This window comes from Desulfovibrio sp. JY (assembly GCA_021730285.1).
In the GTDB taxonomy this organism is placed as follows: domain Bacteria; phylum Desulfobacterota; class Desulfovibrionia; order Desulfovibrionales; family Desulfovibrionaceae; genus Solidesulfovibrio.
Genome location: CP082962.1, coordinates 1,178,999 through 1,202,277 on the forward strand (window position 1 = coordinate 1,178,999; position 23,279 = coordinate 1,202,277).

A 23,279-nucleotide genomic window follows, 5' to 3' on the forward strand; every position below is an offset into this window, starting at 1 on the left:
CCCAAGCGCCCGCCTCCCCCGCCGATCCCCACCCCGCCGCCGGGACCAGGACTTGCCATGGTGCCGCGACGCCCCTACATTTCTTCAAATTTCCTGTCCGACACGGAGGCAGCCCATGATCCTCATTACCGGCGCGGCCGGTTTCATCGGCTCCAACCTGGCCGCCGGCTTAAACGACCGGGGAATCACCGACCTCATCCTGTGCGACCGCCTGCGCAGCGGCGAGAAATGGAAGAACATCCGGGCCCGGGAGTTTGATGACCTGATCGCGCCCGAGGCCTTGTCGGCCTGGCTTTCGGGCCGACGGGGACAGCTTCGCGCCGTGTTCCACATGGGGGCCATCTCCGCGACCACCGTCACCGACGGCGACGCCGTGGCCCGGGAGAACCTGCGCTTTTCCATAGACCTGCTCGACTGGTGCGCTTCTGCCGGCGTGCCGCTCATTTACGCCTCCTCGGCCGCCACTTACGGCGACGGGGCCCAGGGCTTCGACGACCGCTTCACCCCGGAGGCCCTGGCCAAACTGACGCCGCTTAATCTCTACGCCTTCAGCAAGCACGCCTTCGACCGCATCGTCTGCCGCCGCAAGGTCGACGGCGGCCCTTTGCCGCCCCAGTGCGCGGGACTCAAATTCTTCAACGTCTTCGGCCCCAACGAATTCCACAAGGGCTCCATGCAAAGCGTGCTGACCAAGCTGTGGCCGGTTATCGCCGGCGGCGGCACGGTCAAGCTCTTCAAGTCCCACCACCCGGACTACCCCGACGGCGGGCAAAAGCGCGATTTCGTGTCCGTGCGCGACGCCGAACGGGTCATGCTCTGGCTCCTCGACCATCCCGAGGTCAGCGGACTTTTCAACGTGGGCACGGGCACGGCCCGGACATTCAAGGATTTCATCAGCGCCGGATTCGCCGCCGCCGGGCGCGCGCCGGCCATCGAATACGTGGATATGCCGCCGGAGATCCGCGACAAGTATCAGTATTTCACCGAGGCCCGCCTGGATCGACTGCGCGCCGCCGGCTACGCCGACCCCATGACGCCCCTTGAAGAGGCCGTGGCCGACTACGTCAGGGGCTATCTCTCCCGCGAAAACCCCTACCGCTAGTGGCGGGCCTACGGGAAAACAGGTACGGTTCCGCGAATTGAAAAACAAATCCGGCTTGTTGCGCAACGACCGGACCCCCAGGAAATGACCGCCGGCACACGAGCCGCAAACCGGAGACCGTAATGCTGGAAAGCCCCGACACGTATGCCCTCGCCGACCGCATCGCCCTGTGCGACAGTCTGGCGGACGCCCGGGTGCTGGTGGTCGGCGACCTCATGCTGGACCGCTTTGTGCGGGGCACGGTCAGCCGCATTTCGCCCGAAGCCCCCATCCCCATCCTGGCCATTGAGGACGAGGCCGCCATGCCTGGCGGCGCGGGCAACGTGGTGCGAAACCTGCGCGCCCTGGACGTGCATGTCTCCTGCGCCGGGGTGGTCGGCGACGACGCGGCCGGCCGGGAGCTGGACGGACTGTTGGCCGACCTGACCGGCGGCCAGGCGCGGCTTGTACCCGAGCCCGGCCGGCGCACCGCGGTCAAGACGCGCTACGTCTCCGGCTCGCACCATCTGCTGCGCACCGATTTCGAGACCGTGGCCCCGGTCACGGCCGCAAGCGAACAGGCGCTTGCCGACGCGGCCCTGGCCCTTCTCCCCGAAGCGACGGCCGTCGTGGTGTCGGATTACGGCAAGGGCGGCGTGACGCCGGGTCTGCTGGCCACGCTCATTGCCGAGGCCGCCCGGCGCGAAATCCCGGTGGTGGTCGACCCCAAGGGCGTGGATTTCACCCGCTACCGGGGGGCCAGCGTCATCACCCCCAACAAGGCCGAGCTTGCGGCCGCGACCCGCGCCACGCTTGCCAACGACGCCCAATACGCCCGCGCCGCCCGTACGCTCATCCTGACCCACGGCTTCGGCGCAATCTGCGTCACCCGCAGCGAGGAGGGCTTAAGCCTCTACCCCGCCCACGGACCGGCCACCCACATCCGGGCCGCCGGCCGGGAGGTCTACGACGTCTCGGGCGCGGGCGACACCGTGGCCGCCATCCTGGCCGCCGGGATCGCCGTGGGCGCGCCGCTCGGGCTGGCCGCCGCCCTGGCCAACATCGGCGCCGGCATCGTGGTCGGCAAGGTGGGCACGGCCGTGGCCCATCCCGACGAATTGCGCCTGGCCGTGCTGCGCCAATCCGGCGAGGACGCGGGCCAAAAGGAACTTTCCCGCGAACGGGCGGCCGAAATGGCCGATCTGTGGCGACGGCTGGGCCTGACCGTCGGCTTCACCAACGGCTGCTTCGACCTGCTCCATCCCGGCCATGCCGCCATGCTCGACGGCGCGCGCCGGGAATGCGACCGGCTCATCGTGGGGCTCAATTCCGACGCGTCGGTGCGCCGGCTCAAGGGGCCCACCCGCCCCGTCCAGGACGAGGCGGCCCGGGCGCGCATGCTGGCCTCGCTGGCCTCGGTGGACGCGGTGGTCATCTTCGACGAGGACACGCCGCTGGAGCTCATCAAGGCCGTGCGGCCGGACATGCTGGCCAAGGGCGGCGATTATACCCTGGAAACCGTGGTCGGGGCCGATGTCGTCGCGAGCTACGGCGGCCGGGTGGTGCTCGTGCCGCTGACCCCGGATCGCAGCACCACCGGCCTTATCCGCCGCATCTCGGACGCCTCCCGGAGCGCCCCCGGCTAGGCGGGCGCCAAACAATCCCAAGCCCGGAAAACACCCGAAACACGGCTTTGCCCGGATGCCCCCATGCCCACACTGACGCTTTTCTCCCCCACCCCGCCGGACCTGTCCGCTTTCGGCGTCAGGAGCCTGCAAGCCAGTCTCAAGGCCGCCGGCCACACCGTGCGCCTCGTCCTTTTTCCGGGAAGCATCGGCCTGCTCCAGGAGGACGGCTCCTTCGTCTACCGCTACCCGAACCACATCGTGGACGCGGCCCTTGAACTGGCCGCCGGTTCGGACCTGGTCGGCGTGTCCTTTTTCACCAACTACTTCGACCGGGCCGCGCAGCTCACCAAAGCCGTCAAGGATCGCCTGGGCCTGCCGGTCATCTGGGGCGGCATCCACGCCACCATCCGGCCCGAAGAGGCCCTGGAGCACGCGGATTTCGTCTGTCGGGGCGAAGGCGAGACGGCCCTGGACGAACTGCTGGCCGCCCTGGCTTCGGGCGAGGCCACGGACGCCATCCCCGGGGTGTGGACCCGGCGGGACGGGCGCATCGTGGACAACGGCCTGCGCCCGCTTATCGCCGACCTCGACGCGCTGCCTTTTTTCGATTTCACGGGCGTTGACCAGTATGTGCACGCTCCCGAGGCCGACCGCATCATCCCCCTTTCCGCCGACGTCCTGGCCCATGCCCTGCCCCGGGTGCCCTATCGGGGCGGCCGGCTCCTTCGCGTCTACCGCACCATGACCGACCGGGGCTGCCCGCACGGCTGCGCCTATTGCAACGTGCCTACGGTCAAGGCGCTTTTCGCCGGCGGCGGCATCCCCTATTTTCGCAACAGAAGCGTGGCCCATGTCATGGCCGAACTGCGTGAGATCACGGCGCGCTATCCCTTCATCGAGGGCATCCAGCTTTTCGACGACACCTTTTTTTCCCGCAAAATGGATTGGCTGACGGCCTTTGCCGCCTCCTACAAAAAGGACATCGGCCTGCCCCTTTTCTGCCAGGCCTCGCCCACGACCCTTGCCGCGGACAAGCTCGATCTGCTCATCGACGCCGGGCTGTGCTATGTGGAGATGGGCATCCAGTCGGGCAGCCCCAAGATCAAAAAACTTTTTCGCCGGTCCGAATCCGAGGACAAGGTCCTGGCCGGGGCGCGGCTGCTCCATGAACGGCGGGGCAAGCTGCTGACGCCGGACTATCACGTCATCATCGACTCGCCCTGGGAGACCGAGGAGGACCTCCTCGACACCGTGCGGCTCCTGGCCAAACTCCCCAAGCCCTTCGGCCTGGCCATCGCCAGCCTGGTCTATTTTCCGGAAACCGAACTGTACCGGCTGGCCAAGGCCGAGGGACGCATCCACAACGAGGAAACGGAAATCTACCGCCGGCCGTTCTACATCCCGCCCCGGCGCAACTACCCGTCGTTTCTGCTCTATCTGCTCACCTTCCAGCATATCCCGAGCTGGGTGTACGCGGCGCTTCTCTCGCCGCGCCTGACGGCCTTTTTCTCCAGGCACAACCCGACCCGGCTCTACAAGCTCGCCTATGTGGCCGGCGAAGGCATGCGGCTTGCGGCCAAGGGCGCGGCGGCGCTTGCCGGCGGCGACATCGCGCGCATCACCGGCTATTTCAAACGGCTCGTCCTGCACGATCCCGTCGTCGCCGGCAGGAAGGGGTAAATGGGGGAAGAGGTGGAAGAAGAAGTGCGAGAGGGGGACCCTTTTTGAAAAAAGTGTCCCCCTCTCGCGCTCTCCCCTCCCCAAAACCTTTAACGGTTACAGGTTGTAACCGGTAAAAGTCGTTTGAATGCCTGGGGATTCCTTCCGTAGCCGAGAGCTTGCCGACGGCTTTTTCACACAAGCCAGCCCGACGCTTCCTCCCCCTTCCAACCTGGCCGCGCGGCGCGGAAATTAAGCTGCAGCGGCATCATTTCGCCATTGAATGCATTTACATGGAACGCACGCGGCGGGCGGGACGTTTCCAGCACGCGACGCCGCGATTGCCCCCGTGAAAGCGCCGAGGATGCGGCGGCGCTTCGCCGGCCCCGGGCTTGCCGTAGCGCTTTGCAACATTCCCGAACCGGCAAAGACACAGGGCGACGTTCAGGCAAGCCTTGACAGACGCGCGTCACACACTCCAGAGGTCTTGTACCGGAAGATGTCTCTCCGGCTGACGCGCAGGCGGCGGACCATGCGCGCATCGACCATCAACCAGGAGGATAGCAGCATGCGGTGGTTTCATGACATGCGAATCGCAACGAAGTTGATCGGTTCCTTCTTCCTGATATCCCTAATCGTCGCGGTGGTCGGACTGCTCGGCCTGCACAATATGTGGCGAATCAGCGAAATGGCCGAAGTCATGTATCAACGGGAATTGCTCGGGGTCGCGGCCATCAAGCAGGCCAACGTCTACCTGGTGTATGCCGACCGGGCCACGAAAAACCTTATCCTGTCCACATCCGGCGACGAGCGGGCCAAGCTCGTCGAACGCATCGAGCATTACAAGAAACAGTTCAAGGAACAGGTCGCCGTGGCCCGTCCGCTGTTTGTCTCCAAGGAAGGACAGGCCATGCTGGCGCGGCTCGATGCGACCTGGGACGCCCTGGTGCCGGTGTGGGAGCAGATCGTGGACGCCACCAAGAAAGAGGCGCTCGAGGTCGACCGGGCTTCGGTGACCCTTTCCATGGGGGCCGGCCGGGACAAGGTCCGGGCCATGGACACGCTCATGGGCGAACTTGTCCACAACAAGGAATCCAACGCCAAAAACCATGCCCAGGAAACGGCCGACCTCTATGCGGAAAGCCGGCTCACCCTCGGCATTGTCATCGCCGCGGCCGTGCTGCTGGGAATAATCCTCGGCGTCAGCATCTCCCGGGGCATTTCCAGGCCGCTCAACGCCTGCGTGGACTTCGCCCAGGGGCTTGCCCGGGGTGATCTGGGGAGCACGCTCGATGTCCAACGCGCCGACGAGGTGGGACAGGTCTGCCAGGCCCTGCGCGACGTGGCCAAGGCCGAAAGCGAGGTGACCGGGGCCGTCTCCCGCATGGCCCAGGGCGACTTGCAGGTGACCGTGGCGCCGCGTTGCGAGGCCGATGTGCTTTTGCGCTCGCTTTCCGGGCTCATCACGGCCGAACGCCATGTGGCCGACCTGGCCAGCAAAATGGCCGCCGGCGACCTGGACCTCCAGGTGAAGATCCGTTCCGAAAACGACGCGCTCATGCGGTCGCTCGGCAACATGGTGGAGCGGCTGACCGACATCGTGCGCGAGGTCCAAAGCGGCGCCGAGAACATGGCCTCCGGCGCCGAGCAGCTCAGCGCCTCGTCCGAATCCCTGTCCCAGGGCGCCTCGGAGCAGGCCGCCTCCGTGGAGGAAAGCTCCTCCTCCATGGAACAGATCAGCGGTTCCATCATGCGCAACGCCGACAACGCCCGCCAGACCGAATCCCTTGCCGACAAGGCCGGACAGGACGCCAGGGAATCCGGGCAGGCCATGGTCGACACCGTGGCGGCCATGCGCCAGATCGCCACCAAGATCTCCATCATCGAGGAAATCGCCCGCCAGACCGACCTGCTCGCCCTAAACGCCGCCGTGGAAGCGGCCCGGGCCGGGGATCACGGCCGGGGATTCGCCGTGGTGGCCTCCGAGGTCAGGAAGCTCGCCGAACGCAGCCAGTCCGCCGCGGCCGAGATCAACACCCTGTCGGCCTCGAGCCTGGATGTGGCCGAACGGGCCGGCCGGCTCCTGGAAAAGCTCGTGCCGGATATCCTCAAGACCTCCGACCTGGTGCAGGAAATCGCCGCCGCCTCCCAGGAGCAAAGCCTCGGCGCGACCCAGGTCAACAAGGCGCTGCAACAACTCGACCAGGTCGTGCAGCAAAACGCCTCCGCCTCCGAAGAGCTGGCCTCCACCGCCGAGGAGCTTTCCTCGCAAGCCGAACAACTCGTCAGCACGGTGGGCTTTTTCCAGTTGGCGGGGCAGGCCGCGCCCCAAAACCGCCTGGCGCGCGGGAAAGACAGGAAACGCCTGCCGGCGGGCAGAGGCGAACCGGCTCCCAAGCCGTCGGTCCGGGGCGCGTCGATCGTCCTCGCCGGCGAGGCCATGGCCGACGAGGCCCTGTTCGAACATTTCTAACCGCAACGCCTTCGACGTCAGGCGAGGCCCGCCGGCGCGCCGCACAAAAGCGCGTCAGCGGGCCGTGCGCCGGGCGTCGAGGTAGTACATGACCGGCACCACCATGCGGGAAAAGATGGTGGCCGCCACCTCGCCGGCCATAAGCGATATGGCCAGCCCCTGGAAAATGGGGTCGAACAGGATCACGAAGGCCCCGCCCACCACGCTGATGGCGGTGAGTAACATGGGCCGAAAGCGCACCGCCCCGGCCTCCTCCACCGCCCGCTCCAGGGTCTCCCCCTGCCCTCGGCGCATCTCTATAAAATCCACAAGGATAATGGAGTTGCGCACAACGATGCCCGCCCCGGCGATAAACCCGATCATGGACGTGGCCGTGAAAAAGGCCCCGGCCAGGGCATGGGCCGGGATGATGCCTATTAGCGACAGTGGGATGGGGGCCATGATGGCAATCGGCGTGGTGTAGGAGCCGAACCAGCCCACGGTCAGGATGTAGATGAGCACCATGACCACGGCAAAGGCGATGCCCATGTCGCGGAAGACCTCGTAGGTGATCTGCCACTCGCCGTCCCATTTCATGCTGTAGTCGGCGGTCTGGGCCGGCATGGACGTCCAGAGGATGGGAAGCGCCGCCTTGGACACGGTCTGCCAGGCCCCCTTGCCCGTCTCCCCGAGCTTTTCCAGGGTCGCGTTGACCTTGTTCATGGCGTAGATGGGGCTTTCCTCGCGCCCGGCCACGTCGCCCGTGACGTAGATCACGGGAAGCAGGTTCTTGTGGTAGATCTGGCTCGGCTCCTCGTGCTCGGCGATGGAGGCGATCTGCCCCAGCGACACCATGCGGTCGCCCTCGCCGCGCACGGCGATGGCGCCCATGTCCCGGGCGTCGGCCCGGTCCTTGAGCGGCAGGCGCACCACGATGGGCGCGTCCTCCCGGGCCAGCTCGTCGTGCATGAGCCCGGCCACGGTGCCGGCGATGGAGGCCGTGACGTCGGAAAGCGCCCGGTCCGGGTCGATGCCGGCGGCCTGGGCCTTGTCGCGCTCCACGCGGATGACGCGCTCGGGCCGGGGATCGTCCACGTACCAGTCCACGTCCACCACGTCCGGGGTCTTTTTCATGATGTCGCGGACTTGCCTGGCCACGGCCAGCCGGCCCGCGTCTGTCGGGCCGTAGATCTCGGCCACCAGCGTCTGGATGACGGGCGGTCCGGGCGGCAGCTCCACCACCTTGATTTTGGCCCCGTATTTGGCGGCGATGGGCGAAAGCGCCCGGCGCACCTCCTTGGCGATGGGATGGCTTTGCACCGAACGCTCGGACTTGGGCAGCAGGTTGACGGCGAGTTCGGCCTCGTTTTGGCCGCTTCGCAGGTAGTAGTGGCGGATCAGCCCGTTGAAGGTCATGGGCGCGGCCGTGCCGGCAAAGAGCGTGGCCCCGGTGACGTCCGGACGCTTGAGCACCACGGAGGCCAGCTCCCGGCACACGGCCGTGGTCTCCTCCAGGGTCGTGCCGCGCGGCATGTCCACCACCACGGAAAATTCGCTCTTGTTGTCAAAGGGCAGCATCTTGACCAGCACGCGCTTGGCCGGGAACAGCGAGCAGGCCCCGACGAAAAGAAGTCCCACCAGCCCCAGGAAGCCCCAGCGCCAGACCGGACGCTTGAGGAGGCGGTCCATGAGCCAGAGATAAGCCCGAGTTCCGATATCGTCCGGAATATCGCCATGGACCTTGGCCCCCTCGGGTTCGGGGCGAAGCACCCGCTTGGCCGTCCAGGGGGTGACGCAAAAGGCCACCACCATGGAGAAAAGCATGGCGACGGACGCGCCCACGGGCATGGGCCGCATGTAGGGACCCATGAGCCCGCCCACGTAGGCCATGGGCGCGATGGCGGCGATGACCGTGAAGGTGGCGAGGACCAGCGGCGCGCGCACTTCGCTGACCGCCTCGACGATGACGTCGGAAAGCTTCTTTCCCCGTGAGCCCGGAAGCCCCAGGTGGCGCACGATGTTTTCCACGTCCACGATGGGGTCGTCGACCAGGATGCCGATGCAGAAAATGAGCGCGAAGAGCGTCACGCGGTTGAGCGTGTAGCCCATGAGCCAGTAAGTGGCGAGCGTAATGGCCAGGGTCACGGGCACGGCCACCATGACCACAAGGCTGGCTCGAAGCCCCAGGAAAAGCGCCACCACGCCCCCGACCGTGACGGCGGCCAGGATGAGATGCTCCAGCAGCTCGTCCACCTTGGCCTTGGCCGTCTCGCCCGAGTTGCGGGTGACGGTAAGATTGACATCGGCCGGCAAGACGTAGCCGCGAAGGCCGTTTATGCGCTTAAGCGCCTCGTCGGCGATCCTGGTGGCGTTCTCGCCGGCCCGCTTGGCCACGGACAGCGTCACGGCCGGATAGGCCGCGCCCGTGGCTTCGCCTTCTTTGACCAGCCCATGCCCCGGCAGGAAAAACACGTAATCGGCCGGCTCGTCGAAGCCGTCCCGGATCGTGGCCACGTCGGCCAGGTAGACCGGCCGGCCGTTCTTGATCGCCACCACCGCCCGGGACAGTTCCTTTTGGGTGCGAAAAAAGTTGTCCAGCCGGATGGAGACCGCCCTGCCGGACTGGAAGGCGTCGCCGATGGTCTGCCCCTTGTTTTGCAGGCCGATGGCGTCGATCACGCTCACCATGTCCAGGCCCTGCCCCCGCAGACGGTCGGGGTCGGGCTCGACCATGACCGTGCGCTTGCGCCCGCCGGTGACGGTGGTCTCGGCCACGCCCGGAATGCGGCGCACCTCCTCGTTGACCGCGCCCGCCATGACGCGCAGTTGGCGCGCATCGTAGGGGCCGCCCCACAAGGCGACGGTCAGCACCGGCACGTCGTCCACGGAATGGGGTTTTAAAATCGGCCGGGAGCAGCCGGGCGGTATCCAGTCGAGATGCTGGTAGAGCTTGGTGTAGGCGGCAACCAGGCTTTTTTCCGTATTTTCGCCGACTTTGAAGCGCACCGTGGTCATGGCCTGGCCGGCGCCGGCCGTGGAATAGACGTATTCCACCCCCGGCACCTCCCACAGGATGCGCTCCATGGGCGTGACGACCCGGTTTTCGATCTCCTTGGGCGTGGCCCCGGGCATGGTCACGTGGATGTCGATCATGGGCACGAGGATCTGCGGCTCTTCCTCGCTGGGCGTGGCCCACACGGCCAGCACGCCGGTCAGCACGGCGGCCAGGATAAAAAGCGGGGCCAGCTTGGAATCGACGAAAACGGCGGTGATGCGGGTGAGCCAGTCCGAATGGTGCCCGTGGTGTCCCGGCTCGGTCATTTCGCCGCTCCGACCAGCCGGTCGCCCTCGCGCAAGGTGGCCCCAGGATCGCAGGCCACGCGCTCCCCGTCGGAAAGCCCGCTTAGGACGTCGGCGAAATATTCCCCGCCCGAGCCCTCGAAGGCCTGCGAGTCGGTCAGGTAGGTCTTGCCGTCGAACTTGGCGGCCAGAAAGCTCGCGCCGGTCTTGACCACCCGGAAATGCAGGATGTCATCCTTGCCGACCACGGCCACGGTGGGCAGGTCGCCGCGATGGGCCAGACAGGTTTCGGGCACCAGCAATTTTTCGGCGGTGCGGGCGGGCACGAACACCCGGCCGAACATGCCGGCGCGCGGCGGGCCATCGGCCCCGGGCACGGCGTCGGGCAGGGCGCACTTGAGCTTGAAGGTGCGGCTGGCCGGGTCCACCCGGCCGACGATGGCCGAGACGGTCACGGCAAAGGGGGCATGGGCCAGGGACGGCACCACGGCCAGAATGGTCTGGCCGTGACGCAGGCCGGAAAGCAGCGACTCGTCCACCTGGGCGGCCAGTTCGAAGCCGCCGCCGGACTGGTCGATCAGGGCCAGCGGCGAGCCGGCGGTGACAAAGGCCCCCTGGTCCACGTAGCGCTTGGCCAGGATGCCGTCGAAGGGCGCGGTGATGCGGGTGTAGGTCCGAAGCGCGGCCAGTTCGCCGAGCTTGGCGGTCACGGAGTCGCCCTGGGCCGCCGAGCCCTCGACCTGCCGGGTCAGGACGTCGTATTCGGCCTTGGCTTTGTCGTAGTCCTCCTGGCTGACGGCGCGCTGGGCGAGCAGCCGGCCCATGCGCTCCATGGTCGTCCTGGCCAGGGCCGCCTTGGCGGACAGGGACTGGCGTTCGCGCAAGGCCTGCTCCCGCGAGGCGACAAGTCCCTGCTCCTGGCTGGTGAGGTCCTTGTCGTCGATGCGCATGATGACCTGCCCGGCGCGCACCATGTCGCCCTCGCGGGCAGTCACGGCCTCCACCGCGCCGGAAACCTTGCTGGCCAGGGTGACGCTGTTTTGCGACTCCACCTCGGCCGGAAACGACCGGCACTCCACCACGGGACGGCGCACGGCCGCCTGGACAGGGGCCGTAACCTCGCGGGGAGGCACGGTCTTTTGCGGTTTATCGCCGGAACAGGCAACCAGCAGGGCCAAAAACGCAAACAGGGGAACAAGGCGTCTTTGCATGGTTTCATGCAATTCCACGCCTCGCGTTTCCTGTCAATGCAGTCCGGTGCAGAGACGCAAGGCCGCGTTGCAGCGGCGGCGCGGCATTTCACAGAGGCGCGATAGGAAATAAAGATCAGGGGCCGGGAAAGCGCCAGGGAACCACGGGCGCGGCATTGACCGCGTCCACGCGCCATGCGTCGCCGGCGACATCCAGGATGTTCAGGCGACAGTAGTCCTGGCCCAGGCGGAACAGGTGGGTCAGGTCGAGCCCCAGGGCGTGGCACAGCACGGTGCGGTTGACGCCGCCGTGGGCCACGACCAGCACGTTGCCGGGTATGGCGGCCAGCTCGCTTACAGCGGCGACGGCGCGCCCCTGGACGTCGGCGAAGCTCTCCCCGCCCTCGGGGCAAAAGCCGGTCAGGTCGTTGCCCCGGCGTTCGTAGGCTCCGGGAAAGCGCTCCCTGACCGCCTCCACGGTGAGCCCCTCCCAGCTGCCGAGGTTGATCTCGCGCAGGCGCGGCTCCGGGCGCACGGCGATGTCCCGGCCATCAAGCACCAAGGCGGCGGTTTCGAGACACCGGGACAGGTCGGAGCTGACCGCGGCGGCGAATGCCACCCCGGCCAGCGGCTCGCGCCACAGCTTCGCCTGCTCCCGGCCCGCCTCGGTCAGGGGAAAGTCGGTCTGGCCGATGAACCGGCGCGGCTTCTGCTGGATGATGGCCCCGTGGCGCATCAGATAGATCGTGCCCATGTTCCTCCCCGGCGGCTGTCCGTTGCGTGGAGCCTCTTTTCTAGCCGTGAAGGCGCGGGCGGCGCAACCCGGAATTGCCCATAAAAAAAGGCGGCGAAGCCGCGCCCCACCGCCCTTTGCGCCGTCATTGCCCGGGGCAGGCTACCATTTGCGGTAAGGCAGAAACTTCCCGTTCATGGTGACCACCACCCGGTCGCCCTTGGGGTCGGCCTTGCGGTCCACGGACAGCTCGAAGTCGATGGCGCTCATGATGCCGTCGCCGAACTCCTCGTGGATGAGCTCCTTGAGCGTGGTGCCGTAGACCTGCGTGACCTCGTGGAACCGGTAGATGAGCGGGTCCACGGGCACGGTCGCGTCCAGGCTGCCTTTCATCGGGCATTCCTGCAGGGCGGCCGCCACATCCGGCCCGAGCCCGAGGACCGTCGCGGCCTTTTGCGCCTCCTCGGCGTTCAGGCTGTTCTGGCCGAGCAGGGCCGAGGTGGCCCAGACCTTGTCGCCGCCGACGGCCGCGGCGATCTTGGCCCAGGTGAGCCCTTTTTCCTTTTTCGCCGCCAGGATGGCTTCCGTCGCTTCCTTTCGCGTCATGGACATGGCCGCCTCCTTTGCCAAATTTGTCATCAGTTTACGCCTTGGCCGCGCTTCGGACAAGGCCGCAGCCCGCATCCCGAGGGCCCGCCGGCCATTGACGCCGGGCGCGCCGGCCTTTACTTGTCCCCCCACGGGCGGCCCGGCCGCCACGATCCGGGAGGCTTCTTTCCACCATGGCCCGCATTCTCTACGGCGTGCACGGCTCCCAGCACGGCCACGCCATCCGCGCGCTCATCCTGGCCCGCCATCTGGCGACGCTCGGCCACGAGTTCCTTTTCGTCTCCAGCGAAGAGGGCGCGCAACTGCTGTCGCGGGAATTCCCGGTGGAACGCTTCGAAAACCCCGGCACCCGCTACAAAAACCAGCGCCTGGACACCCCGGCGACCCTGAAGCTCGCCGGCCGCACCCTTTGGCGGCGCAAGGCGGAGCTCGCCCGCCTGGCCGGCATGATCCGGGACTTCCGCCCGGACGCGGCCATCTCCGACTACGAATATTTCGTGCCCATCGCGGCGAAGCGGGCCGGCATCCCCTGCCTGTCCCTGGACCACCAGCACGTCATCTCCTGCTGCCGCCACGACGTGCCGGCGAAACTTTTGCCCGACTATTGGGGCATCCTGGCCTCCATCCGCTTCCTTTTTTCCGCCGCCAGCGACTACCTCTCCATCTCCTTTTACCAGCCCCCGACCAAGCCCGGGGCCAGGGCCGTGGTCGCCCCACCCATCCTGCGGCGCTCGGTGGTCGAACGCACGCCGAGCCATGGTTCGCACATCCTGGTCTACCAGAGCTGCGGCATCCGCGACGCCTTCGCGCCGTATCTGCGCGGCATCGACCGGGAATTTCGCGTCTACGGCTACCGCATGGACAAGGTGGAAGGAAACCTGACCTTCCGGAACTACTCCGAGGAAGGCTTTCTCGACGATCTGGCCTCGTGCGCCTACGTGGTCTGCGGCGGCAGCCACAACCTCATGAGCGAGGCGCTCTATTTCGGCAAGCCGGTGCTGTCGTTTCCGGTGCCCGGCGCCTTCGAGCAGCAGTTAAACGCCATCTACCTGGAACGCCTGGGCTACGGCCGGGCCGCCTCCATGGACCGGCTCACGTCCGATCTGCTGCCGGATTTCGAAAAAGACCTCCCGGGCATGCGCCGGCGCATCGCCAACGGGAAATTTTACGGCAACGACGCGGTCTTTGCCCTGGTTGAAGCGTTTTTACGCGAGGGACGCCTGCCGGGACGGTCGTAAACCGCCTCTTGCCCCTGGCGCATCGCCCCCGCTTTTTTTACACTGTCCGAACCCGCATTCCCATCAAGCCTGAAGGAGGCCCCATCATGCGCCGTGTTTCGCTGATCCTTGCGGCGGCTTTCGCCCTTTTGTGCGCAACCGCCGCCATGACGTTCGCCGCCGGCAAACCGCTGACCTTCGGTCTGCTGCTTGTCGGCCCCTACAACGACAAAGGCTACAGCCAGGCCCAATACGAGGGCGGCAAGTACGTCGAGGCCCACCTGCCCGGCTCGAAGATGCTCTACCTCGACAAGCTCAATCCCGCCGACCGGCCCGGGGTCACCATCCCCCAGGTGGTGGACGATCTGGCCGCCAAAGGGGCCACCCTCATCCTCGCCGGCTCCGACGACATGAAGGACGGCATCCGCGAGGCCGCCAGCCAGCACCCGGAACTGACCTTCGTCCACGTTTCCGGCGACGACGTGCTGACCGGCAAGGCCCCGAAGAACCTGGGCAACCTCTTTTCGAAGATGGAATACGCCAAGATGATGGCCGGCTTTTCCGCGGCCATGACCACCAAGACCGGCAAGATCGGCTTCCTGGGACCGCTCATTAACGACGAGACCCGCCGCCTGGCCGACGCCGCCTACCTCGGCGCGCGCCATGCCTGGGTCGACGTGCGCGGCCAAAAGCCCGAGGACCTCACCTTCAAGGTGTCCTGGATCGGCTTCTGGTTCAACATCCCAGGCGTGACCGCCGACCCCAACCAGCTGGCCGGCTCCTTTTTCGACCAGGGCTTCGACGTCATCATCTCCGGCATCGACACCCCGGAAGCCCTGACCGTGGCCGCCGCCCGACGCAACGCCGGAGCCGACGTCCACGCCCTGCCCTACGACTACAAGGACGCCTGCCAGGGCGCGCCCGAAGCCTGTCTGGGCGTTCCCTACTTCAACTGGGGCCCCCCGTTTCTGACCATCGCCAAGGCCGTTGCCGACGGGACCTACAAGCCCGCCTTCACCTGGCTGTCCCCGGACTTCGCCGCCTTAAACGACCCGGACAAGAGCCCGGTCGGCTTCATGCCCGGCAAGGGGCTGTCCGCCGAGGCCAAAAAGGCCCTGGACGCCTTTGTCGCGGACCTCGGCTCGGGCAAGGCGAACCTCTACGCCGGACCGCTGGAATACCAGGACGGCTCGGTGTTCGTGCCGGCCGGCCACACGGCCACGGACAAGGAACTGTGGTTCTGTCCCCAGCTTCTGCGCGGCATGGAAGGGGCCAGCGCCTCCAAATAGGGGGCGGGGTTCCCGGAGCACGCCGCATGGAAATCGTCCTTTCCGGCATCGTCAAACGGTTCGGGGCGCTCGCCGCCAACGACGGCGTGACGGCAGCGCTCGCCCCGGGCCGTATCCACGGCATCCTCGGCGAAAACGGAGCCGGCAAGTCGACGCTCATGCGCGTCTTGTGCGGGACCTACGCCCCGGATGCCGGGACCATCCGCATCGACGGCCGGGAATACGCGAAGCTCTCGCCCGAAGCGGCCTCGCGCCTGGGCATCGGCATGCTGTCCCAGGACCCCCTCGACTTCCCGCCGCTTAAGGTCTGGGAAAACTTCGCCATAAGCGGCGGCGAGGTCCGCTCCCGGACCGAGGCCAGGCAGCGTCTGCGCGCGGTCTGCGCCCGCATGGGCTTCGACCTCCCGCCCGACGCCGCCGCCGCCGACCTGTCCGTGGCCCAGCGCCAGCATCTGGAGCTGGCCCGGCTCATGGACCGCGACGTGCGCCTTTTAATCCTCGACGAGCCGACCACGGGCATCTCCCCGGCCCAGAAGGAAGCGCTTTTCGGCGTGCTGCGGGCCTTCGTGGCCGACGGCGAACGCATCGTGGCCCTGGTCACCCACAAGCTGGCCGAGGCCAAAGAGCTTTGCGACAAGGTCTACGTCCTGCGCCAGGGCAAACTGGCCGGCGCCTTCGACGCGCCGCTTGACGGCCCGGCGATCCTTTCGGCCATGTTCGCCGGCCAGGGCGAAGTGCTCTGCGATATCCTGGACAGCCCGGTCCCGCCCGCGCCCCGGCCCGTGGCCACGGACGCGACGCCGCCCCTGCTGCGGCTGCGCAAGGCCGTCATCGCCGACGAGAAGACCGTGCTTGCGCCCTGCACCCTGACCGTTATGCCCGGGGAGATCGTCGGGCTGGCCGGCATCGCCGGCGGCGGCCAGGAGGCCTTTTTGCGCGGGCTGGCCGGCATCGCCCCGATTGTGGCCGGCGCGCTGGAAATTGACGGCAACGCCCTGGCCGGCAAACCGGCCCGGCGGTTCCTGGCCGCCGGCGTCCACCACCTGCCCGCCTCGCGCATGGAGGAAGGGCTTTTTCCGGGCCTGTCGCTTCTGGACCACGTGCGGCTGGCCTTTCCCGACAAGCGCCGGCAGGCGGCCACGATCTTCGCCGAGCGCTGCGTGGGGCGCTTCCGCCTGACCGACACGCCGAACGCCCCGGCCGCCTCGCTTTCCGGCGGCAACCAGCAGCGCCTGCTGCTCTCGCTCATTCCGGACGACACCAAACTCCTTTTGGCCGACAACCCCACGCGCGGCCTGGACGCGGCCTCCATCGCCCAGATCTGGGACCATTTCCGGGAGCGCGCGGCTGCGGGCGCCGCCGTGCTCTTTTTCTCCGAGGACCTCGACGAACTGCTGGCCCATGCCGGCCGGGCCCTCGTCTTTTACAACCGGACCATCGTGGCCGACCTGCCGGCCGAAGCGTTGCAGGCCGGGCTCGTCGGCGACCTCATGACCGGCCGGGCCTCTGCGGAGGCGGCATCATGATGCGCGCCGCTCCCCGCGCCCTGGCCCGGGCCGCCTTTGCCGTCGGTCTGGCCCTGGCCGCGACCCTCGCCATCGTGGCTGCCTCGGGCGCGCCGCCACTCGAGACCCTGGCCGTCATGGCCCAGGGCGGGTTCGGCTCCGAAGCGGCCTGGCTGCGCACCCTGTCCTCGTTCGCCCCGCTGCTCTTGTGCGGCGCGGCCCTTTGCGTCACCTTCGCCGCCAATCTCTGGAACATCGGCGTGGAGGGCCAGATCACCATGGGGGCCCTCGGCTGTCTGTGGTTCCTGCGCGCCGTTTCTCCCGCCGGGCCCCTGCCGCCGGGGCTGGCCGTCACCCTGTCGCTCCTGGCGGCCATGGCCGGCGGCGCGGCCTGGGCGCTTTTATCCGGCGTACTGCGCACCCACGGCCGGGTGCACGAGATCTTTTCCGGCCTGGGGCTCAATTTCGTGGCCATGGGCGTGTCGCTGTGGCTGATCCTCGGGCCCTGGAAGCGGCCGGGCATGGCGTCCTTAAGCGGCACGGCCCCCCTCGACCCCGCCCTGTGGCTGCCGGCCCTCGGCGGCCGGCCCATGAGCCTTGTCGGCCCCATTCTCGCCGTTTTGGCCTTTGCCGGCGTGGTCTGGCTCCTCACGCGCACCTTTTTCGGCCTGACCCTGTCCGCCGTGCGCCAGAACTCCCTGGCCGCCGAACGACTCGGCCTTGCGCCCAAGATCCGGATACTCACGGCCATGGGCATCGGCGGCGCCTTGGCCGGCCTGGCCGGCGGAGTGCTCATCGCCGGGCTCTACCACCGGCTTATCCCTTCCGTTTCCGGCAACTACGGCTACACGGCCATCCTGGCCGTTCTTTTGGCCTCTGGCAGCCTGCCGGCCGTGCCCCTGGCCTGCCTTTTTTTCGCCGCCCTGGCCGTGGGCTCCATCCAGCTGCCCCTGACCCTGTCCCTGGACTCCTCGTTGGCCGGCGTCATCCAGGGCGTGCTGGTGCTGACCCTTTTCGCAGCCAGGGGGCTCTGGCCGGCCGCATCGCGGAGGAAGCCGTGAGTTTCGGCTATATGGAGGCGCTTTTCGCCTCGGTGCTTTTCGCCGCCGCGCCGCTGATCGTGGCTTCGCTCGGCGAGACCGTGGCCGAGCGCGCCGGAGTCATCAACCTGTCGCTCGACGGCACGCTCCTTTTTTCCGCCATGGCCGCCTTCACCGTGGCCCGGGTGACCGGCAACCCCTGGTTGGGGCTTTTGGCCGGGGCCGGAGCCGGGGCGGCGGTGGCCGCGGTGCTGGTTCTCTTCGGCCAGGCGCTTCGGGTTTCGGAGCTGGCCGTCGGGTTCGTGCTGACGCTTTTTTGCCGCGAACTGGCCTACTTCCTCGGCCATGCCCAGGCACGCCGGCCGGGGCCGGATCTTGGCGTCCTCCACATCCCGGGGCTGGCCGACCTGCCGTTTCTCGGCAAGGGCGTGTTCCACCAGAGCCCGGTGGTGCTTTTAAGCCTGCTGGCCGTGGCCGGGGTCTGGTTTTTCCTCATGCGCACCAAGACGGGACTGCTTGTGCGGGCGGTCGGCGAATCGCCCGAGGCGGTCAAGGCGCGGGGATTTTCCGTGGCCAGGGTGCGGTTTTGGTGCTGTCTGGCCGGCGGGGCCATGGCCGGATGCGCCGGCGGCTTTTATTCCCTGGCCGTCAAGCCCGGCTGGGGTCATCCGCAGGGCTGCGAGGGCGCGGGCTGGATCGCGCTGGCCATCGTCATCTTCGGCGGCTGGAAACCGGCCCGGGTGGCGCTTGGGGCGCTCTTTTTCGCCGCCATCCAGGTGGCCGGCATCGCGCTGCAGGACGCGCTGCCCGGGCTTTCGGGCACGCTTTTCCAGATCGCGCCCTTCCCGGTCATGATCATCACCCTGCTGGTGGTCAACCTGCGCCGCTCGGCCGCGTTTCGCGAAGCCGCCCGCCGCGTGCCCATCCTCGGCCGGCTCATGCCGCGCAGCGCCGGCGGTGCGCCCGGGGCCATCGTCGGGGCGTTGGACAGGGGATTTTAGGAGGGGAAACCGGGGGGAAACCTTTCTTGCAGAAAGGTTCTCCCCCCGGACCCCCTTTCCAAAGACTCTTAACGATGACGGTTGGTTATTCGCAATACAATCCGTAACCGTTAAAAAGTTTAGGAAGGGGAGAGCGCGAGAGGGGAGAACCCTTTTTAAAGGGTTTCCCCTCTCGCACATCTCAAAGCTATCCAACCCTTTTGCCATGCGACGTTGGTTGCCACCACGCCCCATTTGCGATAACGCAACCCGAGTTTGCGGCGCAAGCCGCCAAATCTTTGCCAACGGACCGGAGCGCCATGAGAAAACGACCGCTTACCCCGGGATCATATTATCGCCTGCCCTGGAACCTTGCCGACAACGCCATCACCTGGCTCGAGCCGACCACCAAGTGCAATCTGTACTGCGAGGGTTGTTACCGCGAAAACGACCCCGACGGGCACAGACCCCTGGCCGACGTCATCCGGGAGTTGGAGGAAGTCAAGAAGCTGCGGCACACCGACGGCATCTCCATCGCCGGCGGCGAACCCCTCATCTATCCCGACATCGTTCCGCTGGTCCGTTACGTTGCCTCCAAGGGCTGGAAGCCCATCATCAATTCCAACGGCCAGGCGCTCACCCCGGAACTCGTGCGCGAACTGGCCGCGGCCGGCCTCATCGGCTTCACCATGCATGTGGACTCGCACCAGCGCCGTCCCGGCTGGAAAGGGGCCAGCGAAAAGGATCTGTGCGAGCTGCGCCTCAAACTCGCCAACATGATCCACGAGCACGGGGAAGGCAAGATCGCCTGCTCGTTTAACGCCACCATCTACCGCGACACGCTCTCCGAAATCCCCATGCTCACGCGGTTCGCCCACGAGCATATCGACATCATCCAGACGATGGTGTTCATCCTGTTCCGCTCGGCGCGAAAGAAAAACAATTTCGACGTGTTCGCCAACGGACGTCCCGTGGACGTCGGCAACCTCGTCTACCAGCTCGACAACCAGGAAGAACACCAGGACCTCTCCTCCCAGGAGATCGCCGACGCCATCCGCCTAGCCTACCCCGACCACGAGCCCTGCGCTTACCTGAACGGTACCGAGAATCCGCTGTCCATGAAGTGGTTGCTCACGCTTCGCGTCGGCGACAAGAACGAGATCCTGGGCTACCTCGATGCCAAGTTCGCCGAATGGACCCAGATTTTCCACCACCTTTTCTTCGGCACCTACCTGGCCTATTCGCGGCCGTGCTGGATGCGCTGGGTGCAAAAGCTGGCCCTGCTCACGCCGTTCAACAAGAGCCTGCGCAAGATTTTCTGCAAGCTGCTCACCCGGCCCAGGATGTGGAGCAAGCCGCTCAATATCCAGTCGATCATGGTCATCCAGCCCTGCGACCTGCTCGACGACGGCCGCCAGGACATGTGCGACGGCTGCCCGGACTCGATCTTCCACGACGGCAAGATGGTCTGGAGCTGCCGGGTGGACGAGCTGGAAAAATTCGGCGCCTTCATCCAGTGCGCCCCGCGCGGCGGTTGCTGCGGCGGCGGCAAGCCGGCCCCCCAGCCCGAGTCGACGCCGGAACCCGAGCCGGCCCCTGAACAGGTCAAGGAGCCGGAACCAGCGCCCGAGCCCGTGAAAGAGCCCGAGCCCAAACCGGAACCGACCCCGGAGCCCACCCCGGAAGCCAAGCCCGAACCGGCACCGGAACCCGTCAAGGCACCCGAACCGGCTCCCGCGCCGGCCAAGGAACCCGAGCCGACGCCCGTGCCCGCGCCGCGCCAGGAAACCGTCCCGGCCGCCAGAACCATGAGCGAGCCGGCCATCAAGGTCGAAATTCCGCCGGCCGTGGTCACGCCCGCGCCAGTGCCGGCCAAGGCCCCGGAAGCCAAACCAGTCCCCGAACCGGTCAAGGAAGCCGAACCCAAGGCTGCGGCCACACCGGCGAAAGAGCCCGAACCTGCCAAGGCGCCCGAGCCCACGCCGGCCAAGGCCGCCGAACCGGCTCCGAAACCGGCCGCCAAAGCCGCGCCGGCCGCACCCGCCAAGGGAGCCAAGCCGGCCAAGGGCAAAGCCGCCGACAAAGCAACCAAGGCCGCCGACAAGACCGCCAAAAAGGCCGGCAAGGCCACCAAGAAAAAATCCAAGGCTCGTTAGCCATCTTCCCGCCTTCCCTCCCGGCCCCCGGCGGCCGGGAGGGGGAACCCCCCAATGCCCCAAGACTCGCCCCCATCGCCCCCAAAGGTCACCCGTCCGTCCTACGGTATTTTCAACAAATTCGCGCATCTCGCCGGAGCGCAGTGGATTCACGACGCGCTGCACACCTTTTTCCTGATCTACCTGGCCCGGCTCTCCACCAGCGATTACGGCGAATTCATGGTGGCCTTCGGCCTGGCCTCCATCATCCTGTTTCTCGGCGAATTCGGCCTCAACCAGCCCCTGGTGGCGTCCCTCAGCAAGAAATACAGCCACAAGGGCGACATCCTGGCCCAGTACACGCTGCTCAAAAGCCTGCTGCTCGTCGCGGGCTGGCTCGGGGTGGTGGGATTCGTCTTCTGGCAGGGCTACACGCCGGGACTGAAAAACCTGGTCATGGTCATTTCGGCCGGTGTGGGGCTCGAGGCCGTGGCCAGCTCCTTTTTCGTGGCCATCCGCGTGGAAGGCCGGCAGGACCTGGAAGGCCGCATCAAGGTCATTTCCGGGGTCATCGGCTACGGCTACGCCATAGGGCTTCTGACCCTCGGCGCGGCACCCCACTGGATCGCGCTCTTCAAGGTCATCGAGAACGTGTCCAACCTGTCCGGCGGCGTCTGGATGGCCCTCAAAAAGACCGATTTCGCCGGACTCACCCTCAAGCGCAAATCCCTGGCCCGCACCTGGGCCACGGCCAAGCACGGCAGCGTGTTCGTGCTCATGGCCCTGGCCGCCATCCTCTACAACAAGGCCAATCTCTATTTCCTGCAAAGCAACGGCGGTCCGACCAAGGTGGCCCAGTACAGCGTCACCTGGGAGCTGGTGGACGGCGTCTCGATTCTGGTCTCCAATCTCCTTTTGCGCAGCATCCTTTACCCGCTGTTCGTGCGCCTGTGGAAAAATGATCGGAGCGAGTTCAAGCGGCTGGCCAATAATTCCGTGCGCTGGCTCATCGGCATCTCGATACCCGTGATGTTCGTGCTCTTCATCGAATCCGACCGCCTCATCGGACTGGTCTACGGCGGGGCCTACCACGACGCCATGTGGATGCAGAAATGGCTGGCCGGCACCATCATCTGCGGCTTCGTGCACAACCTCTCGGCCTACCTGATGATGAGCCAGGGCAAGCAGCGCCTGCTCCTTTTCATCTATATCGGCGGCCTGGCCGTGAACCTCACCCTGTGCGCCACCCTCATCCCGGCCGATCCGCTCCTCGGCACCTGTCTGGCCATGCTTCTCACCAAGGCGGTGGTGGCCGTGACCACCACGAGCTATTGCCAGGCGACCATGCGCATCATCGACGTCAAATCCATGTGGCGCATCGCCGCGGCCTGCGCCGCGGGCGCGGGGCTCTATTTCGCCGCCATGCCCCTCGGCATACGGGAAATCTCCGAAGGCCTGGCCCTAGTGCCCTTCATCTTCCTCGTCATGCAGTGGAAAAAGGAGCTGGCCGCCCAAAAGGCCCAGGCCGGACTGGCGTAGGGGAAGAGGAAAAGAGGGGAAGAGATGAGATGAGATGATGCGAGAGGGGGACCTTTTTTGAAAAAAAGGTCCCCCTCTCGCGCTCTTCCCTCCAAAAAACTTTCAATGGTTACGGCTGAGTCCGCGATAGCACGCTGCAACCGGGAAAAGTCGTTGGGAAGGGACCGGGGAAACAAGGCCTGGACGACACCTTCCGAAAAATCGTCAAATTTCCATCATACGGTGAAAGTAGTTTTCTGATTCCGTGGAAATGGCGTAGAAGGTGAAATCCCCTTTGCCGCATTTCGCCACGCGTTGCGGCAGATTCCCAGGGACGTGGGCTGGTCTCGATCTTGCTTGAAGCCACCCCAAAAACCACCGCACCACGGAGGGAGCCGCTTATGCGCATCCGTCTGACCCCGCTTCTGACGAGCCTGTTTCTGGCCACGGCCCTGTGCGCCGTCCCGGCCCTGGCCAAAAAGGGACAGGGACAGCAAGGACAAGCCCCATCCTACGGGCCGCCGTCGTATTCCGGCCACAAGGGCGACCAGACGCCGCCCTACGGCCCTCCCTCATACGCCGGGCAGAAGGGCAACCAGGCCTCGCCCAAGGGAAAATCCTCTTATGTCGGTCCCGGGAAAAACTACGACTCGAACGGGGATATGCCGCCCGGCCAGCAAAAGAAGCAGTCCAAGCACAAGAAGAAAAAGCACCGCAACAGCCCGCCGGATCAGGCTCCGGCCTGGGGCTACCGCAATCAGGAATAACCGGCCGCCCGACGTAAGAAAAAGGCCGCCCGCGACCATGCGGACGGCCTTTGCCGAAAAGGCGTATTCCCACGCGGCATCGCCCTCCCCTTGACTTTCCGCCGGCAACCTCTCATTCTCCGCCCACCGGAAATTGAGTTCCGGCGTAAGCGTTTACGTCAACCAACGCGACCTGT

16 protein-coding genes are annotated in these 23,279 nt (G+C 66.5%); 12 read left to right on the plus strand and 4 right to left on the minus strand.

Translation table 11 applies throughout. The annotated features are described in order from the left end of the window. Window positions 1–115 precede the first annotated feature (115 nt). The 4 genes from rfaD (at window position 116) to K9F62_05320 (ending at window position 6,841) form a co-directional block, all read left to right on the plus strand. Entirely contained in the window at window positions 116–1,102 is a 987-nt protein-coding gene (rfaD, locus tag K9F62_05305; GenBank protein ID UJX42103.1) for an ADP-glyceromanno-heptose 6-epimerase, read from the plus strand. Between the two features lie 122 nt (window positions 1,103–1,224). After that, on the plus strand, window positions 1,225–2,727 hold the full coding sequence (gene rfaE2, locus K9F62_05310) for a D-glycero-beta-D-manno-heptose 1-phosphate adenylyltransferase (protein UJX42104.1): 1,503 nt from the start codon (window positions 1,225–1,227) through the stop codon (window positions 2,725–2,727). Window positions 2,728–2,790: 63 nt separating this feature from the next. Next, window positions 2,791–4,389, plus strand: coding sequence for a radical SAM protein (locus K9F62_05315; GenBank protein UJX42105.1), 1,599 nt, complete (start codon window positions 2,791–2,793; stop codon window positions 4,387–4,389). A 547-nt stretch (window positions 4,390–4,936) separates the two neighbouring features. Further along, complete coding sequence (locus K9F62_05320; protein ID UJX43137.1) at window positions 4,937–6,841, plus strand: MCP four helix bundle domain-containing protein; 1,905 nt, start codon at window positions 4,937–4,939, stop codon at window positions 6,839–6,841. A 54-nt stretch (window positions 6,842–6,895) separates the two neighbouring features. Here K9F62_05320 and K9F62_05325 read toward each other — a convergent pair whose 3' ends face one another. The 4 genes from K9F62_05325 to cynS form a co-directional block, all read right to left on the minus strand. Continuing rightward, on the minus strand, window positions 6,896–10,141 hold the full coding sequence (locus K9F62_05325; protein ID UJX42106.1) for an efflux RND transporter permease subunit: 3,246 nt from the start codon (window positions 10,139–10,141) through the stop codon (window positions 6,896–6,898). Next, window positions 10,138–11,331, minus strand: a complete 1,194-nt coding sequence (locus K9F62_05330) for an efflux RND transporter periplasmic adaptor subunit (protein ID UJX43138.1) — start codon at window positions 11,329–11,331, stop codon at window positions 10,138–10,140. Before K9F62_05330 ends, K9F62_05325 begins: the two co-directional genes overlap by 4 nt. Before the next feature lie 115 nt (window positions 11,332–11,446). Beyond that, window positions 11,447–12,064, minus strand: coding sequence for a histidine phosphatase family protein (locus tag K9F62_05335; GenBank protein UJX42107.1), 618 nt, complete (start codon window positions 12,062–12,064; stop codon window positions 11,447–11,449). A 141-nt stretch (window positions 12,065–12,205) separates the two neighbouring features. Continuing rightward, window positions 12,206–12,655: a cyanase gene (gene cynS / locus K9F62_05340; GenBank protein UJX42108.1), complete on the minus strand. Its 450-nt coding sequence runs from the start codon at window positions 12,653–12,655 to the stop codon at window positions 12,206–12,208. A gap of 170 nt (window positions 12,656–12,825) precedes the next feature. On the opposite strand from cynS, the gene K9F62_05345 reads away from it, so the two are divergent. The 8 genes from K9F62_05345 to K9F62_05380 all read left to right on the plus strand — a co-directional run bounded on the left by K9F62_05345 (window position 12,826) and on the right by K9F62_05380 (window position 23,103). Further along, a complete protein-coding gene (locus K9F62_05345) occupies window positions 12,826–13,890 on the plus strand; it encodes a hypothetical protein (protein ID UJX42109.1) in 1,065 nt (354 codons plus the stop codon). Window positions 13,891–13,976: 86 nt separating this feature from the next. Beyond that, window positions 13,977–15,158 (plus strand): BMP family ABC transporter substrate-binding protein, encoded by a 1,182-nt coding sequence (locus tag K9F62_05350; protein UJX42110.1) that lies wholly within the window; start codon window positions 13,977–13,979, stop codon window positions 15,156–15,158. Between the two features lie 26 nt (window positions 15,159–15,184). Next, window positions 15,185–16,684, plus strand: a complete 1,500-nt coding sequence (locus tag K9F62_05355; GenBank protein UJX42111.1) for an ATP-binding cassette domain-containing protein — start codon at window positions 15,185–15,187, stop codon at window positions 16,682–16,684. After that, a complete protein-coding gene (locus tag K9F62_05360; protein UJX42112.1) occupies window positions 16,681–17,724 on the plus strand; it encodes an ABC transporter permease in 1,044 nt (347 codons plus the stop codon). Before K9F62_05355 ends, K9F62_05360 begins: the two co-directional genes overlap by 4 nt. Then, window positions 17,721–18,704 (plus strand): ABC transporter permease, encoded by a 984-nt coding sequence (locus tag K9F62_05365; GenBank protein UJX42113.1) that lies wholly within the window; start codon window positions 17,721–17,723, stop codon window positions 18,702–18,704. Before K9F62_05360 ends, K9F62_05365 begins: the two co-directional genes overlap by 4 nt. Before the next feature lie 299 nt (window positions 18,705–19,003). Then, window positions 19,004–20,839 (plus strand): radical SAM protein, encoded by a 1,836-nt coding sequence (locus K9F62_05370; protein ID UJX42114.1) that lies wholly within the window; start codon window positions 19,004–19,006, stop codon window positions 20,837–20,839. Between the two features lie 54 nt (window positions 20,840–20,893). After that, window positions 20,894–22,357 (plus strand): oligosaccharide flippase family protein, encoded by a 1,464-nt coding sequence (locus K9F62_05375; GenBank protein ID UJX42115.1) that lies wholly within the window; start codon window positions 20,894–20,896, stop codon window positions 22,355–22,357. Between the two features lie 380 nt (window positions 22,358–22,737). Next, window positions 22,738–23,103 (plus strand): hypothetical protein, encoded by a 366-nt coding sequence (locus tag K9F62_05380; GenBank protein UJX42116.1) that lies wholly within the window; start codon window positions 22,738–22,740, stop codon window positions 23,101–23,103. Window positions 23,104–23,279: the final 176 nt, after the last annotated feature.